Origin of the sequence: Nocardia neocaledoniensis (assembly GCF_003182135.1) — a bacterium.
Classification (GTDB): domain Bacteria; phylum Actinomycetota; class Actinomycetes; order Mycobacteriales; family Mycobacteriaceae; genus Nocardia; species Nocardia neocaledoniensis.
Map to the genome: position 1 here is coordinate 237,401 of NZ_QGTL01000008.1, position 14,702 is coordinate 252,102.

The 14,702-nt window shown below is 69.3% G+C and carries 12 protein-coding genes; 10 read left to right on the forward strand and 2 right to left on the reverse strand.

What is annotated here, in order from left to right:
- Positions 1-126: 126 nt before the first annotated feature.
- The gene (locus tag DFR69_RS22280; protein WP_110039544.1) at positions 127-2,214 is read left to right on the forward strand and encodes a hypothetical protein; all 2,088 of its coding nucleotides are present in this window, start codon (positions 127-129) and stop codon (positions 2,212-2,214) included.
- A gap of 48 nt (positions 2,215-2,262) precedes the next feature.
- Positions 2,263-4,065, forward strand: coding sequence for a P-loop NTPase family protein (locus tag DFR69_RS22285; protein ID WP_167456369.1), 1,803 nt, complete (start codon positions 2,263-2,265; stop codon positions 4,063-4,065).
- 1 nt (position 4,066) lies between these two features.
- Here the strand turns inward: DFR69_RS22285 and DFR69_RS22290 are convergent, their stop codons facing one another.
- Positions 4,067-6,037: a glycoside hydrolase family 15 protein gene (locus DFR69_RS22290; protein ID WP_110039545.1), complete on the reverse strand. Its 1,971-nt coding sequence runs from the start codon at positions 6,035-6,037 to the stop codon at positions 4,067-4,069.
- Positions 6,038-6,156: 119 nt separating this feature from the next.
- Here DFR69_RS22290 and DFR69_RS22295 point away from each other — a divergent pair, with 119 nt between their 5' ends.
- Positions 6,157-6,402: a hypothetical protein gene (locus DFR69_RS22295; RefSeq protein ID WP_110039546.1), complete on the forward strand. Its 246-nt coding sequence runs from the start codon at positions 6,157-6,159 to the stop codon at positions 6,400-6,402.
- Positions 6,403-6,511: 109 nt separating this feature from the next.
- Here the strand turns inward: DFR69_RS22295 and DFR69_RS22300 are convergent, their stop codons facing one another.
- Positions 6,512-7,561: a M48 family metallopeptidase gene (locus tag DFR69_RS22300; protein WP_110039547.1), complete on the reverse strand. Its 1,050-nt coding sequence runs from the start codon at positions 7,559-7,561 to the stop codon at positions 6,512-6,514.
- A gap of 74 nt (positions 7,562-7,635) precedes the next feature.
- On the opposite strand from DFR69_RS22300, the gene DFR69_RS35710 reads away from it, so the two are divergent.
- The 7 genes from DFR69_RS35710 (at position 7,636) to DFR69_RS22330 (ending at position 14,648) form a co-directional block, all read left to right on the forward strand.
- Complete coding sequence (locus tag DFR69_RS35710; RefSeq protein ID WP_332909956.1) at positions 7,636-7,725, forward strand: Ms4533A family Cys-rich leader peptide; 90 nt, start codon at positions 7,636-7,638, stop codon at positions 7,723-7,725.
- A gap of 209 nt (positions 7,726-7,934) precedes the next feature.
- Positions 7,935-8,984, forward strand: coding sequence for a sulfate ABC transporter substrate-binding protein (locus DFR69_RS22305; protein ID WP_110039548.1), 1,050 nt, complete (start codon positions 7,935-7,937; stop codon positions 8,982-8,984).
- Positions 8,985-9,076: 92 nt separating this feature from the next.
- Entirely contained in the window at positions 9,077-9,922 is an 846-nt protein-coding gene (cysT, locus tag DFR69_RS22310; protein ID WP_110039549.1) for a sulfate ABC transporter permease subunit CysT, read from the forward strand.
- On the forward strand, positions 9,919-10,725 hold the full coding sequence (gene cysW, locus DFR69_RS22315) for a sulfate ABC transporter permease subunit CysW (RefSeq protein ID WP_110039550.1): 807 nt from the start codon (positions 9,919-9,921) through the stop codon (positions 10,723-10,725). Before cysT ends, cysW begins: the two co-directional genes overlap by 4 nt.
- Complete coding sequence (locus DFR69_RS22320; RefSeq protein ID WP_110039551.1) at positions 10,722-11,717, forward strand: sulfate/molybdate ABC transporter ATP-binding protein; 996 nt, start codon at positions 10,722-10,724, stop codon at positions 11,715-11,717. Before cysW ends, DFR69_RS22320 begins: the two co-directional genes overlap by 4 nt.
- Positions 11,718-12,041: 324 nt before the next feature.
- Positions 12,042-13,046 (forward strand): AurF N-oxygenase family protein, encoded by a 1,005-nt coding sequence (locus DFR69_RS22325; protein WP_110039552.1) that lies wholly within the window; start codon positions 12,042-12,044, stop codon positions 13,044-13,046.
- Positions 13,047-13,058: 12 nt separating this feature from the next.
- Positions 13,059-14,648, forward strand: a complete 1,590-nt coding sequence (locus tag DFR69_RS22330; RefSeq protein ID WP_110039553.1) for an FAD-dependent oxidoreductase — start codon at positions 13,059-13,061, stop codon at positions 14,646-14,648.
- The last annotated feature ends 54 nt before the right edge of the window (positions 14,649-14,702 follow it).

The window sequence follows — 14,702 nt, forward strand, 5'->3', positions numbered from 1 at the left end:
CCCCCCGATTCCACCGGGTCGCCGAAATTCGTTGTTCGCCATAAAGTGGGTGCCTACAGTGTTGGATGATCTTCACTTCGCTCGAACGTGGTGGGGGGCCGACAGTGAGCGAATGTTGGAGCATTGATGACGCGTGATCTGCCTCTCGATGACGATGCCGCGCGCGCGGAAGGGTCCGATACGGCCTACCGCGTAGCCAACGGTGTCGCCCGGGTCGCCCGTGCGGGTGCCTATGTCACCGGTGGCGCGCTGGTCGCCGCGAACGGCACCGCGCCCGAGACCACGCCCGGCACCAGCAACGCCGACAGCCGCTACGCGGGCTGGTCGACGCAGACGGTGTCCGGCGACCCGAGCCCGGACGCGCCGAGCCCGGTCATGACCTTCCCCGACCTGACCGATCTGCCCGAGCCCGCCGCCCCCGCGCCCGCCGCGCCGCACGCCCCGTTCGGCGCCAGGCCGCCCGCGGAACCCGAGGTGACGATGGTCGGGCGCTCGACCGAGGCCGAATCCGGCTGGCGCCCGGAGATTCCCGGCTCCGACGGCGACACCGAGATGCGGATTCCCGGCTCGGGGGAGACCTCCACCGGCTTCGGCATCCCGTCCTACACGCCCGCGCCGACCAAGCCGGGCCTCGGCCTCGACGACGACAACCCGTTCGCCCTGCCCGGCGGCCCCGGCCTCGGCCTGCCCGGTCCGGGGATGGGCATCCCCGGTTTCGACGGACTCCCTGGCCAGGGAATCGGTATCCCCGGCTACGACGGGCTGCCCGGCCACGCCGGTGGGCTGCCCGGCTTCGGTGGGATCGGCGGACCGAACGACTCGGTGGCCCAGCCGGGCGACGGGCCGTTCGACGGCATCGGCGACATGTTCGACGGGTTCGGCGCGATGGTGAACACCGAATGGCAGGTCGACGCGCACGTCGGCCTCGACGGTGTGTGGTTCACCTCGCAGATGAAGGTGACCGGCCAGGTGGGCCAGGTCGGCGATCAGCTCGACGACTACGGCAAGTGGCTCGGGGACGGCATCAAGGTCCCCGGCGGGGCCGACGGCGGCGGGATGACCTCGCCCACCGGGCCGAGCCTGCCGGGTTCGTCGTCCTCGGGCGTCGGCCTGCCCGGCAGCACCGGAACGTCCGCGACCGGCGCTCCGCTGCCCGGTGGTCCCGCGGCGCCGTCGACCGGCGCCACCCCGCTGCCCGGCGCAGCCGCGCCCGCCATGCCCGGCGCAGCCGCGCCCGCCATGCCCGGCGCCGCGCCCGCGGCCCCGATGTCGCATGCCCCGGCCCCCGCGCCCGCACCGGTGGCGCCCGCGCCGCCGGCCCCGGTCGCCCCGGCGCCTGCTCCGGTCGCGCCCGCCGCGCCGGCGCCGGTCGCGCTCAACCCGGTGGTCAGCACGCCCCTGCAGACCACGATCCAGCCCGACGCCGCCTCGACCCCGATCGCCAATGTCTTCGGTGGTGCGGCCGGTGCCGCCTCGCCGCTGACGGCGCCCGCCGCCACCGCGCCGGCGCTGTTCGCGCCGCTCACACCGACCACCAAACCCGTTGTGGTGCCCGATGTCTCGGGCCCGACGAGTTCTAGCCCGTCGCCCGCCACGGTGACGCCGCCCACGAAGCTGCCGACCGCCGACATCGAGACGCCGACCACGGTGAAACTGCCGGACCTGCCGAAGCCCACCGCCTCGGTGCCCGACGTCACCAAGCCGCACGTCACCACGCCGCCGACCGCGGGCACCGGCACCGGACCGGTGAAGCCGACCAGCCCCGGTGACGACGGCGTCACCACGCCGGGCGGCACCACCGGCGGCGGCACCACGCCTGGCGGCACGACGCCCGGCGGTTCCACGGGCGGCGGTACGACACCGGGCGGCACGACCGGTGGCGGCACACCGTCCACCGCGCCGACCGTCGACGTGCCGGACCCGACGGTGACCAACCCCACGGTGAGCGTGCCCACCCAGCCCGTGCCGACCAAGGTGCCCACCGTCGACATCGACCCGCCGTCGGTGGTCACACCACCGCCGGTGGTGACCGTGCAGCCCACCCAGGCCCCCATCAAACCGCCGGTCATCGACACCAAGCCGATCGCCGCCGACTTCGACCAGCACGCGGGCGGCTACCATGGCGTGTCGGCCGGGTTGTTCGACACGGGACTCGGCGGGGTCGATCAGGCCGCGGTGTTTCCCGCCGAGCCTCACGGGTATGACTTCGTCTAGTGCCCCCAGCGTCTCGGCCGGGCTCATGCAACGAGAGTGAGGAACAGGTTGTCTGCCGCTGCCGGACTGCAGGCCGCGACGGTGAAGCATCCGGATGTGATGGCTCCGGTCGTGTCTCTCGTCGACGAACTGCGGGACCTGGTCCGCACCGGCGGTCGCGACGATCTCGATGCCAGGCTCGGCATGGTCAGGGCCAGGCTCACCGACCCGCGCGTGCGCCTGGTCGTGGTCGGCGAATCGCAGGCCGGGATGAGCACACTGGTCAACAGCATGGTCGGTACGCCGGTCAGCGCGACCGACGGTAAGCCGAGCGTTCCGGTGATCGTCGAATACGGTCCCGCGCCGACCGCCACACTGGTGAAATCGGGCCAGCGCGGCCGCGTCGAGCGGGTGCCCGTCGACCCGCTCAACCCCGGCCCCGCGCTCACCGCGCTCGGGGTGCTGCGTGCCGAGTTCGCCGAGCCGAGCGCACTGCTGGCCGACGGCCTCGTGGTGATGGACGCCCCCGGCACCGCCACCCACGAGAGCGCCGCCTGGTCGATGATCGCCGCCGCCGACGTGGTGCTCTACGCCACCGACTCCGCCGCCGAACTGACCGAGGCCCAGCTCGAATACCTGCGCCGCGTCGAACAGGTGTGCCCGTCGGTGGTGTGCGTGCTCACCAAGATCGACCGCAACCCGCAGTGGTCGCTGACCCAGCGTCGCAACCGCGCCCTGCTCGACGGCGCCGGGCTGAACTTCGCGGTCGCGCCGGTCTCGGCGGTGCTGCACCGGGAGTCGCGCGAATCGGGCGACCAGCAGCGCGACATCGAATCCGGTGTGCCCCAGCTCATCGATCACCTGCGCGATTACGTGGTGGCCCAGGCGGATTCCGTCGCCGTCGCCGCCGCGGTGCGCGACATCTCCTCGGTCACCGACCAGCTCGCCTTCACCCTGCGCGCCGAGGCCGACACCCTGCGCGATCCGCGGCGCCGGGCCGAGATCACCCAGCGACTGGCCGCGGCCCGCACCGAGGCCGACCAACTGCGCCAGCGCACCGCCACCTGGCAGGTCACCCTGGTCGACGGCGGCTCCGAGCTGAGCGCCGACATCGAACACGATCTGCGGCACCGCCTGCGCACCCTCGTCCGCGAGGCCGAGGCCGAGATCTCCCGTACCGACCCGGCCCGCAAATGGTCGGAGTTCGCGACCGAACTCGACGCCAGGATCTGCGAGGCCGTCGAAGAGAACTTCGTGATGGCGCACTACCGCGCCGTCGAACTGGCCGAGCAGGTCGCCGCGAAGTTCCCGCCGGACAACCGCACCCCACCGCTGCCCGAGCTGCGCCTGACCAACCCCGGCGACGTGCTCGAACCGGTGCAATCCCTGGAAACGCTGGAGAGCGCGAAATCCAGTGTGGGACAACAGGCTCTCTCGGCGCTGCGTGGTTCCTACGGCGGCATCCTGATGGTCGGTCTCGCCACCAGTCTGCTCGGGATGTCGCTGGTCAACTGGTACTCCGCGGGCGCCGGCGTGCTGCTGGGTGTGAACGCCCTGTGGGACGACCGCCGCAGCCGCAAACAGCGGAGGCAGGCCGAGGCCAAGGTGGCCGTCGCCCGGCTGGCCGACGACGTGATCTTCCAGGTGGGCAAGGAATCCCGCAACCGGCTGCGCACGCTGCAGCGGGTCCTGCGCGACCACTACACCGAGATCGCGGCCGAGGTCGGCCGCACCGCCGAGGAGGCGCTGCGCGCGGCCGAGGAAACCGGCCTGCGCTACGGCGACCAGCGCGAGCTGCGCCTCACCGAGATCGACGCCGGGCTGCGCACGCTCGCCGGGCTGCGCGAACGCGCCGAGCGGCTCGCCTACTGACTCAGGTCGGCCGGTTCGACGGCGTGTGGGCCGGCTGGAACTGGCCCGCCTGCCGGGAGTCCTCGGCCCTGATCACGTGGGTCACCGCGTTGATCAGCGCCAGATGGGTGAACGCCTGCGGGAAGTTGCCCAGGTGCCTGCCGGTGTGCGGGTCGATCTCCTCGGCGTAGAGCCGCAGCGGGCTGGCCAGCCCGAGCAGCCGCTCACACAGCTGGGTGGCGCGCTCGAGCTCGCCGATCTCCACCAGCGCCGAGACCAGCCAGAACGAGCAGATGGTGAAGGTGCCCTCCTCGCCGCTGAGCCCGTCGTCGGTGGTCTCGGTGTCGTAGCGCAACACCAGCCCGTGCACGGTGAGCCGATCGGCGATGGCCAGCACCGTGGCCTTGACCCGGTCGTCCTCCGGCGGCAGGAACCGGGTCAGCACGATCATCAGCAGGGACGCGTCGAGGGTGTGCCCGCCGTAGGTCTGGGTGAACACGCCGTTCTCGTCGACGCCCTTGGCGAGCACGTCGTCGCGGATCTCCTCGGCGATGTCGAACCACTCGATGGCCCGCTCGAACTGGCCGTGCAGCTGGGCCAGCCGCGCGCCGCGGTCGAGCGCGACCCAGCACATCACCTTCGACGAGGTGAAATGCTGTGGCTCCCCGCGCACCTCCCAGATGCCGCGATCGGGTTCGCGCCACCGCGAGATCGCGGCGTTCACGGTGCGTTCGAGCATGGGCCACAACGATTCCGGGACCTGCTGGCGTGACTTCACGTGCAGGTACACGGCATCGAGCATGGTGCCCCAGATGTCGTGCTGGTCCTGGTTGTAGGCGGCGTTGCCGATGCGCACCGGCCGCGAGTTGTCGTAGCCGGACAGCTCCGGCAGCACCTCCTCGGTGATCCGGCGTTCACCGCCGATGCCGTAGAGCACCTGCAGCGGCAGCGCGTCACCGTTCTCGCCGGTGGTGGCGTCGTTGAGGAAGTTGAAGAAGTCGTCGGCCTCGCGGTCGAGCCCGAGGGTGTACAGGCCCCACAGCGCGAAGCTGGCGTCGCGCACCCAGGTGTAGCGATAGTCCCAGTTGCGTTCCCCGCCGGGGGTTTCCGGCAGCGAGGTGGTGGCGGCGGCGATCAGCGCGCCGGTGGGCGCGTAGGTGAGGCCCTTGAGCGTCAGCGCGCTGCGCTGTAGATAGCTGCGCCACGGATGATCGGGGAAGTCGCCCAGGGTGATCCACTGGCGCCAGCACTCGGCGGTCGTCCACATCTTCGACGCCGCCTCGTCGAAGGTGGCAGGGGCGGGCAGGTCCGACCAGGACAGGGCCACGAACACCGAATCGCCGTCGCGCATCCGGGTGCGGGCCCGCGCCTCGCGACCCTCCAGGCCGAGTCGCAGGTCGGTGTTGAGGATCAGCGACGGCCCGTTGTCGGGATGGACGGCCGCGACCGCGGTGGCCTGCTCGTAGACCTTGCCGGTGTACTCCCAGCGCGCGCCGCCGCGGTGGTAGTCCAGCGACGGCTGGCAGCTCATCTCCAATTCGACTGTGCCGCTGACACATTTCACCGTGCGCAGCAGCATGTGCTCGGCGTCCCAGTCCATCGGGGTGCGGCGATGGGTCTTGGACCTGGCCATGTTGTTGTGCCAGGGTCCGAGCACCAGCGCGTCGCGCACGATCAGCCAGCCGGTCTCGGTCTGCCAGGTCGTCTCGAGGATCATGCCGCCGGGCAGATACCGGCGCGCCGCGGGCACGTGTTTGCCGTACGGCCCGAGCCGGAAGTGTCCGGCGCTGCGGTCCAGGATGGCGCCGAACACACTGGGGGAGTCGGGGCGCGGGACACACATCCACTCGACTGAACCGCTGCTCGCGATCAGGCAGCTCGTCTCGCAGTCGGACAGGAAGGCGTAGTCGTCGATCGGCGGGAAGGCGCCGCGACGACCACTGGAGGAGACCGGACTCAGAATCGGCAGTTTGTCGGCACTGGAAGACTCCATACCCCATCATCACGGCGAGGCCCGCCGCTCGTCCACCGCGCGCGGGTGTCGGTTTCGCGACGCGGCAGGTCACGACCACGGAATTCGCCCGTTCACGGCGACCGTCTAGTCTGGGACGCGTGCAACGCATCGCAGGTTGGTGGGACGGCTTCGAACTCTGGGTAGCCGGGCTGCCCTTCATCCCCCAGTTCCTCGTCGTGCTGGTCGGCATGGTCCCGATCAGCTTCGCCATCGCCTACCTGCTCGACCGCACGCTGCGCGCGATCTTCCGCGTCCTGCGCCGCGACGAGCCCACCGACGGCGCCCCGATCCCCGCGACCGTGGCGGCGCCGGCGCGCCCGACCGTCGGCAGTGGTGCCCGCTGATGCCACGGTCTCGCGTTCAGCTCGCCCTCGTCGCCCTCCTCGTCCTCGTCGTCATCGCCTGGTTCTTCACCAGATAGTTGGAGCGCTGGCGCGCTCGGGTCGTACGGGGCTAGTTCCGGCGCCAGTCGCTGAGGCGTTTGCCCAGGTCGGCGACGGTTTGGCCGACTTCCTGGCCGACGGTGCTCACCGCGGCGCCCACGTCCTTGCCGAGGTCGCGGACGGTGCGGATCAGCAGGTCGTCGGACTGGTCGAAGGACTCGCGGTAGCTGCGGGCCGCGTGCTTGACCTCCTCGCTGATGCGCGCGTCACGATCCTGCTCACGGCGCGGGTAGCTGCCGCCGAGCACCCGGTCGTACTCGCCGGACTGGATCCAGCGGCGCAGTTCCGCCGCGCGCAGCACCGAGAACGGATGCGACTGCAGTTCCAGGTTCAGCAGCTTGAGCACGCCGTCGCGCAGGTCGCCCGAGCGCAGGTAGTCGTCGGCCTGGTCGAGGAACGCGCCGTGGTTCATCTCCTTCAGCCAGGTGCCGCCCGCGGTCTTCATGTGCACGCGCACCGAGGCCTCGACGTCCTGGCTGCACAGCAGGCCTGCCCGGTCGCCGGACAGCTCCGACTTGCGGCTCCACTCCATCAGCGCCGCCACGATCGCGCGCAGCGCCCAGCCGCCGCCGGGCATCCAGCCGATCGAGGCCGACAGGCGCAGCAGGTGCATGAGCATCGTGCGGTACACCGCGTGCCCGGACAGGGCGTGGCCGAGCTCGTGACCGATGACGAAGCGCAGTTCCTCGGTGTCCATCAGGTCGAGCAGGCCGGTGGTGAGGACGATGAACGGCTTGTCCATCCCGATGGTGAAGGCGTTCACCGTCGGGTCCTGCAGGACGAACATCTCCGGCGTGGTTCGCGCGTCGAGCACGCCGACGCAGTCCGCGCGCAGCTCGTGCAGGGTGCGGAACTGGCGGTCGTCGACCCGGACGGCCGTCGCCAGGTAGAGCAGCCGGTGCTGGCGCTCGCGCAGCAGGCCGGACAGGGCTTTGAGCACGGTGTCGAACCCGGTCAGCGCCCGGAGCGCGACCAGCGCGGTGCGGTCGGCCGGATGCTCCCACGCACGGGTGCTGATCTCCGGAAAACGCACGCGGACACGGTCTGGAGCCATGGTCATAGGATGAAATCCCCCCTCGAAGTACAACTCTCGTCGATTCGAATCATCATGTCGCAATCTGCTACAGTCTGCCTGTGTCCCCGAGTGTCGCCCCGCAGATCCGCCATGAGCTGGCGTTGATCGCTGTCGGCAACCTCGCGGTCGCGGACATCCTCTGTCGATGATCGGCCACCGGACGCTTCTGCGCGTATCTGCCCAGTAGACTGGCGCGCGCTTTCCTTTCGCAGTCGTAGTCCGTCACTCCGGGGGCCACCGGCCCGAGTCGCGCCAACTGCCGTCCGTCCGTCGCACGGCAGGTCTACCGATCGACGAGCATGATCCCGCCGCAACGAGAAATGTTGCCCGGCAGGTCCTTCCGAAAGGTTCAACCCCGATGTCACGCACCACTTGGATCGGCTCGCGCCGCCGCGCCGCCGCCATCGCCGTCACCGCCGTCGCCGCGCTCGCGCTGACCGCGTGCGGCGGTGGCGCCAGCGATTCGACCGACGGCGGCACCGGAGCCGACGGCAGCGGGGGCAGCCTCAACCTCTACGCCTACGCCGTCCCCAAGCCCGGCTTCGACAAGGTCGTGCCCGAGTTCAACAAGACCGACGCGGGCAAGGGCGTCCAGGTCCAGGCCTCCTACGGCGCCTCGGGCGACCAGTCGCGCAAGGTCAAGGACGGCGCCGAGGCCGATGTCGTGAACTTCTCCGTCGAGCCCGACATCACCCGCCTCGTCGACGCCGGCCTGGTCGAGTCGAACTGGAACGCCGACGCCACCAAGGGCATCCCGTTCGGCTCGGTCGTCACCCTGGTCGTGCGCAAGGGCAACCCCAAGGGCATCAAGGACTGGGACGATCTGATCAAGCCGGGTGTCGAGGTCGTCACGCCGAACCCGTTCAGCTCCGGATCGGCCAAGTGGAACCTGCTCGCGCCGTACGCCGCCAAGAGCGACGGCGGCAAGAACCCGCAGGCCGGCCTGGACTACCTGAGCCAGCTGATCTCGCCCGAGCACGTCAAGGTGCAGCCGAAGTCGGGCCGCGAAGCCACCGAGACCTTCCTGCAGGGCACCGGTGATGTGCTGCTGAGCTACGAGAACGAGGCCATCTTCTCCGAGCGCAACGGCGACCCGATCGAGCACATCAACCCGCCGACCACCTTCAAGATCGAGAACCCGGTTGCGGTGCTGAAGAACTCCAAGAACCTGGCCAAGGCCACGGCGTTCCGTGACTTCCTGTTCACCCCCGAGGGCCAGAAGGCGTGGGCGCAGGCCGGTTTCCGTCCGGTCGACCCGAAGGTCGCGGCCGAGTTCAGCGCCGACTTCCCGACCCCGGCCAAGCTGTGGACCATCGATGACCTCGGTGGCTGGAAGGCCGTGGACAAGGATCTGTTCACGCAGGGCACCGGCAAGATCGCGGTCATCTACGACCAGGCCACCAAGTAGGACGTGACCGAGCGCACACGCGATACTGGACAACTGTGACTGACAGCAGTGGGCCCGCCGGGACCGGGGAAACCCCCGATCCCGGCGTCGCCGTGAAACTGGACAAAACGCCGCGGGCGTCGCGCGGGCGCTCGTGGTTGAAGGTGACCGGCTCGGTGGGTCCCTTCGGCATCGGTGTCGCCGTGCTGTGGCTCAGCGTCATCGTGCTGCTGCCGCTGGCGGCGCTGACCGTCAGCTCGTTCGAAGACGGCTGGTCCGGCTTCTGGGACGCGGTCACCGCGCCCGCCGCCGTGGACTCGCTGAAGGTGACCATCGGCGTCTCGGTGATCGTCGCCGTGCTCAACGTGGTGATGGGCACGCTCATCGCCTGGGTGCTGGTGCGCGACGAATTTCCCGGCAAGGGGATCGTCAACGCGCTGATCGACCTGCCGTTCGCGCTGCCGACGATCGTCGCCTCGATCGTGCTGCTCTCGCTCTACGGCCCGAACAGCCCGGTCGACATCCACCTCAACGCCACCCAGCCCGGTCTGGTGGTGGCGCTGGCCTTCGTGACGCTGCCGTTCGTGGTGCGCTCGGTGCAGCCGGTGCTGATCGAGGTCGACAAGGAAGTGGAACAGGCCGCGCTCTCCCTGGGCGCGAGCAACTGGATCACCTTCCGCCGGATCGTGCTGCCGACGCTGACCCCCGCGATCATCTCCGGCGGCGGCCTCGCCTTCGCCAGGGCGATCGGCGAATACGGCTCGGTCGTGCTGATCGGCGGCAACATCCCGCGTGAGACCCAGATGACCTCGCAGTACATCCAGCAGCAGATCGAGGTCGACCGGCCGATCAACGCGGCCGCGGTGTCGGTGGCGCTGCTGGTGATCTCCTTCGCCAGCCTGCTCGTACTGCGCCTGCTGGCCGAGCGCACCGCTCGTAAGGAAGAGGCGGCCCGATGAAGCTGTCGCTGTTCACCCGGCTCTCGCTGCGCACGGTCGCCCTGGGGTACCTGTTCATCCTGCTCGTGCTGCCGCTGGTGATCATCCTGTGGCGCACGTTCGAGCGCGGGATCGGCGCGTTCCTCGACTCGATCACCACGCCCGCGGCGATCTCGGCGTTCCAGCTGTCGATGATCATCGTGGCCATCGTGGTGCCGCTGAACGTGGTGTTCGGCGTCATCACGGCGCTGGCGCTGGTGCGCAGCAAGTTCCCCGGGCGCAATCTGGTGCAGGGCATCGTGGACCTGCCGTTCGCCGTCTCGCCGGTGGTCGTCGGTGTGTCGCTGATCCTGCTGTGGGGCGCGGGCGGCTGGTTCGGCGGCCTCGAGTCGCTCGGCTTCAAGGTGATCTTCAGCCTGCCCGGCATGGTCATCGCCACCATCTTCGTGACGCTGCCGTTCGTGGTCCGCGAGGTCGAGCCGGTGCTGCACGAGATCGGCGACGACCAGGAACAGGCCGCGGCCACCCTCGGCGCCTCGCGCTGGCAGACCTTCTGGCGGATCACCCTGCCCGCCATCCGCTGGGGCCTGACCTACGGCGTCGTCCTCACCGTGGCCCGCGCGCTCGGCGAGTTCGGCGCGGTGATCATGGTCTCCACCGCGCTGCCCGGCCGGTCGCAGACGCTGACGCTGCTGGTGCACGGCCGCTACATCAACGACCACAACACCTTCGGTGCCTACAGCGCGGCGACGCTGCTGATGGGCATGGCGCTGGTCGTCCTCCTCCTGATGACTCTCCTCGAACGCAAGCGGGGCACCGAATGATCACCGTGACCAACGCGCGCAAGAACTACGGTTCCTTCGCCGCTCTCGACGATGTCAGCATCGACATCCCCTCCGGCGAGCTGACCGCGCTGCTCGGCCCCTCGGGTTCCGGCAAGTCGACGCTGCTGCGCTCGATCGCCGGTCTGGAGTCGCTCGACGGCGGCATCGTCACGATCGCGGGCAACGACGTGACCCACGTGGCGCCGCAGAAGCGCGACATCGGCTTCGTGTTCCAGCACTACGCCGCGTTCAAGCACATGACCGTGCGCGACAACGTGGCCTTCGGCCTGACCATCCGCAAGCGGCCGAAGAAGGAGATCGACAAGCGCGTCGACGAGCTACTCGGCATCGTCGGCCTCGACGGTTTCCAGCACCGGTACCCGGCGCAGCTGTCCGGCGGACAGCGTCAGCGCATGGCGCTGGCGCGCGCCCTCGCCGTCGACCCGCAGGTGCTGCTGCTCGACGAGCCGTTCGGCGCGCTGGACGCCAAGGTCCGCACCGATCTGCGGCAGTGGCTGCGCCGGCTGCACGAGGAAGTCCACGTGACGACCGTGCTGGTGACCCACGATCAGGAGGAGGCGCTCGACGTCGCCGACCGGATCGCGGTGATGAACAAGGGCCGCATCGAACAGGTCGGCTCGCCGGAGGACGTCTACGACCGCCCGGCCAACGAGTTCGTCATGTCCTTCCTCGGCGCGGTGGCCCGCCTCAACGGCCATCTGGTGCGTCCGCACGACATCCGGATCGGCCGCGATCCGTCCATGGCGCTGGCCGAGCACGAGGGCACCGCGGAATCCGCCGGTGTCACCAGGGCCACCGTCGAGCGCATCGTGCGGCTCGGTTTCGAGGTGCGGCTGGAACTGCGCAACGCCGCGACCGGCGACCAGTTCGCCGCCCAGGTGACCCGCGGTGACGCCGCCGCGCTGCGCCTGAGCGAGGGGGAGACGGTCTACGCCCGTGCCACCCGCATCCCGGACCTGCCGACGAGCTGATCGGTAGTTTTCGACCCGGCCGGGCGGTGTTGCTGAACAGCCACCGCCCGGCCGTCGCGTTCGGTGCCGCGGGAGGATAGCCGGTACCGGCGGTTCGCACGGCGAAACGCCGGAGTCGAGCGGGAACTATTTTTCCCGGCCCCGAACCGATGTGCATGACGCAGTGTCACAGGTAGAGCCGTTTTTACTGGTGAGTAGCTTTTTCTCCCTGGATTTCGGCACGCCGAACACGCGAAATCCGGCCGGTGCCGGAGTTGACGTGACTCCTCGTAGGTGTAACTATTGGAAACAGTAAACGTCCCTTGAGGAGAGGCAGTGACGACGATGTCTGCGCCCACCACCCCTGACGTCGATCCTGTAGTCGCCGAGGCTCAGGCGTACGCCGAGAAGTTGCTGATGCTGTCCGAGGCGTCGGTCAACCGTCACTTCGACCCGTTCGAGGACATCGACTGGGACAACCCGGACTTCGACCCGAACCACAAGCCGGAGCGCTGGGTCCTGGTCACCTCGGCGGACCCCATCGGTCGCCACCCCTGGTACCAGGCGCTGCCGCTCGACAAGAAGATCGAGATCGGCAAGGTCCGCCAGGCCAATGTCGCCAAGGTCGGCCTGCAGTTCGAGGCCATCCTGATCATCGGCATGATGCAGCACATCTTCAACCTGAAGAACAACGACCCGGAGTTCCGGTACTGCTCGCACGAGATGATCGAAGAGCACAACCACACTCTGATGTTCCAGGAGATGGTGAACCGCGTCGCCGACGTGCCGGGCATGAACCCGCTCGTGCGTCAGCTGCGCCACCTGGCCGCCCCGGCGGGCGCGCTGTTCCCCAACTTCTTCTTCATGGCCGTGCTCGCCGGCGAGGAGCCGATCGACCACATCCAGAAGGACATCCTGCGCTCGGGCGATGACATCCACCCGATCATGCGCGGTGTGATGGCGATCCACGTGGCCGAGGAAGCTCGCCACATCTCCTTCGCCCACGAGTTCCTGAAGAAGAACGTGCCCGCGCAGCCGGCGGCCAACAAGTTCGTGCTCTCGATCGCGATGCCGATCGTCATGTTCGTGCTCGGCCGTGCCATCGCGACCCCGCCGAAGACCTTCTTCAAGCAGTTCGACATGCCGAAGGAAGTCAAGAAGGAACTGTTCTACGGCTCCAAGGAGTCCAAGCAGGTCTTCGCCGACTACTTCATCGACGTGCGCGCCCTCGCCGAGGAGATCGGGCTGATGAACCCGATCGCCAAGAAGGTGTGGAAGCTGCTCGGGATCGACGGCCCGTCCAGCCGGTACCGTTCGGAGCCCAAGCGCTCCGCCAAGCACGCCGCCTGAGACGATAGCCATATGCCATATGTCGTGACCCAGTCATGCTGTAGCGACGCCTCGTGCGTCTACGCATGCCCGGTGAATTGCATTCATCCGACCCCGGATGAGCCGGACTTCCTCAGCGCGGAGATGCTCTACGTCGATCCGGCGGCCTGCGTGGACTGTGGCGCCTGCGCCACCGCGTGCCCCGTCGACGCGATCACCTCGTCGAAGAAGCTGACCGAAGAGCAGAAGCCGTTCATCGAGATCAACGCCGACTTCTACCGCGTCCAGCGGGACCGGCCGACGTTGGCTCGCCCGGTGATGCCGCCCACGATCGACACCCAGCGTTCGCCGCTGCGGGTGGCGATCGTGGGGTCGGGACCGTCGGCGATGTACGCCGCCGACGAACTGCTCACCCAGCCCGGCGTCGCGGTGACCATGTTCGACCGGTTGCCGCAGGCCTACGGCCTGGCCCGGCTCGGCGTCGCGCCCGACCACAAGCGCACCCGTCAGGTCGCCGATCTGTTCGACGTGATGTCGAAGCAGGAGGACTTCGGGACCTACCTGGACGTGGAGATCGGCAAGCACATCAGCCACGCCGAGCTGCTCGAGCACTTCCACGGCGTGATCTACGCCGTGGGCGCGTCCTCGGATCGCAAGCTCGGCATCCCCGGTGAGGGGCTGGCGGGCAATGTGTCGGCCACCGACTTCGTCGCCTGGTACAACGGTCATCCCGAGCACGTCGACGACGAGTTCGATCTGGACCAGAAGCGCGTCGTCATCGTCGGCAACGGCAACGTGGCCCTCGACGTGGCGCGGATCCTGACCGTCGACCCGGCCACCCTGGCCGGCACCGACATCGCTCCGCACGCGCTGAAGGCGTTGCGCGAGAGCAAGGTCGAAGAGGTCGTGATCCTGGGTCGTCGCGGCCCGGCCGAATCGGCGTTCACGGTGCCCGAGTTCGTCGGCCTGCTGGCCGCCGACATCGACATCGCGATCGAGGGCGAGCTGCCCGAGGTCACCGCGGATCTGCCGTTCAAGGTCGAGCAGAAGCTGCGGCTGCTGCACAGCGTCGCGAACCGTCCCTTCGGCGCGCGTCGCCGGATCGTGTTCCGCTATCTGTCTTCTCCGGTGGAGATCGTCGGCACCGACTCGGTGACCGGCGTGCGGGTCGAGCGCAACGAGCTCGTCACCGACGCCGACGGGCGGACCAGCGCGGTGCCGACCGGGGATGTCGAGCTGCTCGAAGCCGGTGTGGTGCTCACCTCGGTGGGCTACCGCGGTGTGCCGACCAAGGACCTGCCGTTCGACGAGGCGCGCGGCGTGATCCCGAACGAACGCGGCCGGGTGCTGACCGCGCCCGCGGGCGATGTCGTCACCGGCACGTACGTGACCGGCTGGATCAAGCGCGGACCGACGGGCTTCATCGGCACCAACAAGTCCTGTGCGCAGGAGACGGTGGAGCAGCTGGCCGCCGACTTCAACAGTGGCGCACTGCGGGAGCCCACCCGCGACACGCAGGAGTTCGACCGGCTGGTGCGCGCGCGGCGACCGCAGGCCGTGGCCGGTGGCGCGGCGCTGCCGCCGCGGCAGGGTTCGCTCAAGCGGCTGCTCGCACGCGGCTGATTCCACGAGAACCGAAGGCCCGTCCCGGGAATCCCGGGACGGGCCTTCGGCGTT

Coding starts and splice junctions, on each gene's coding strand:
- DFR69_RS22330 (WP_110039553.1), top strand. CDS start 13,059: ATGCCATATGTCGTGACCCAGTCATGCTGTAGCGACGCCTCGTGCGTC.
- cysW (WP_110039550.1), top strand. CDS start 9,919: ATGAAGCTGTCGCTGTTCACCCGGCTCTCGCTGCGCACGGTCGCCCTG.
- DFR69_RS22300 (WP_110039547.1), bottom strand. CDS start 7,561: ATGACCATGGCTCCAGACCGTGTCCGCGTGCGTTTTCCGGAGATCAGC.
- DFR69_RS22305 (WP_110039548.1), top strand. CDS start 7,935: ATGTCACGCACCACTTGGATCGGCTCGCGCCGCCGCGCCGCCGCCATC.
- DFR69_RS22325 (WP_110039552.1), top strand. CDS start 12,042: ATGTCTGCGCCCACCACCCCTGACGTCGATCCTGTAGTCGCCGAGGCT.
- DFR69_RS22290 (WP_110039545.1), bottom strand. CDS start 6,037: ATGGAGTCTTCCAGTGCCGACAAACTGCCGATTCTGAGTCCGGTCTCC.
- DFR69_RS22320 (WP_110039551.1), top strand. CDS start 10,722: ATGATCACCGTGACCAACGCGCGCAAGAACTACGGTTCCTTCGCCGCT.
- DFR69_RS22280 (WP_110039544.1), top strand. CDS start 127: ATGACGCGTGATCTGCCTCTCGATGACGATGCCGCGCGCGCGGAAGGG.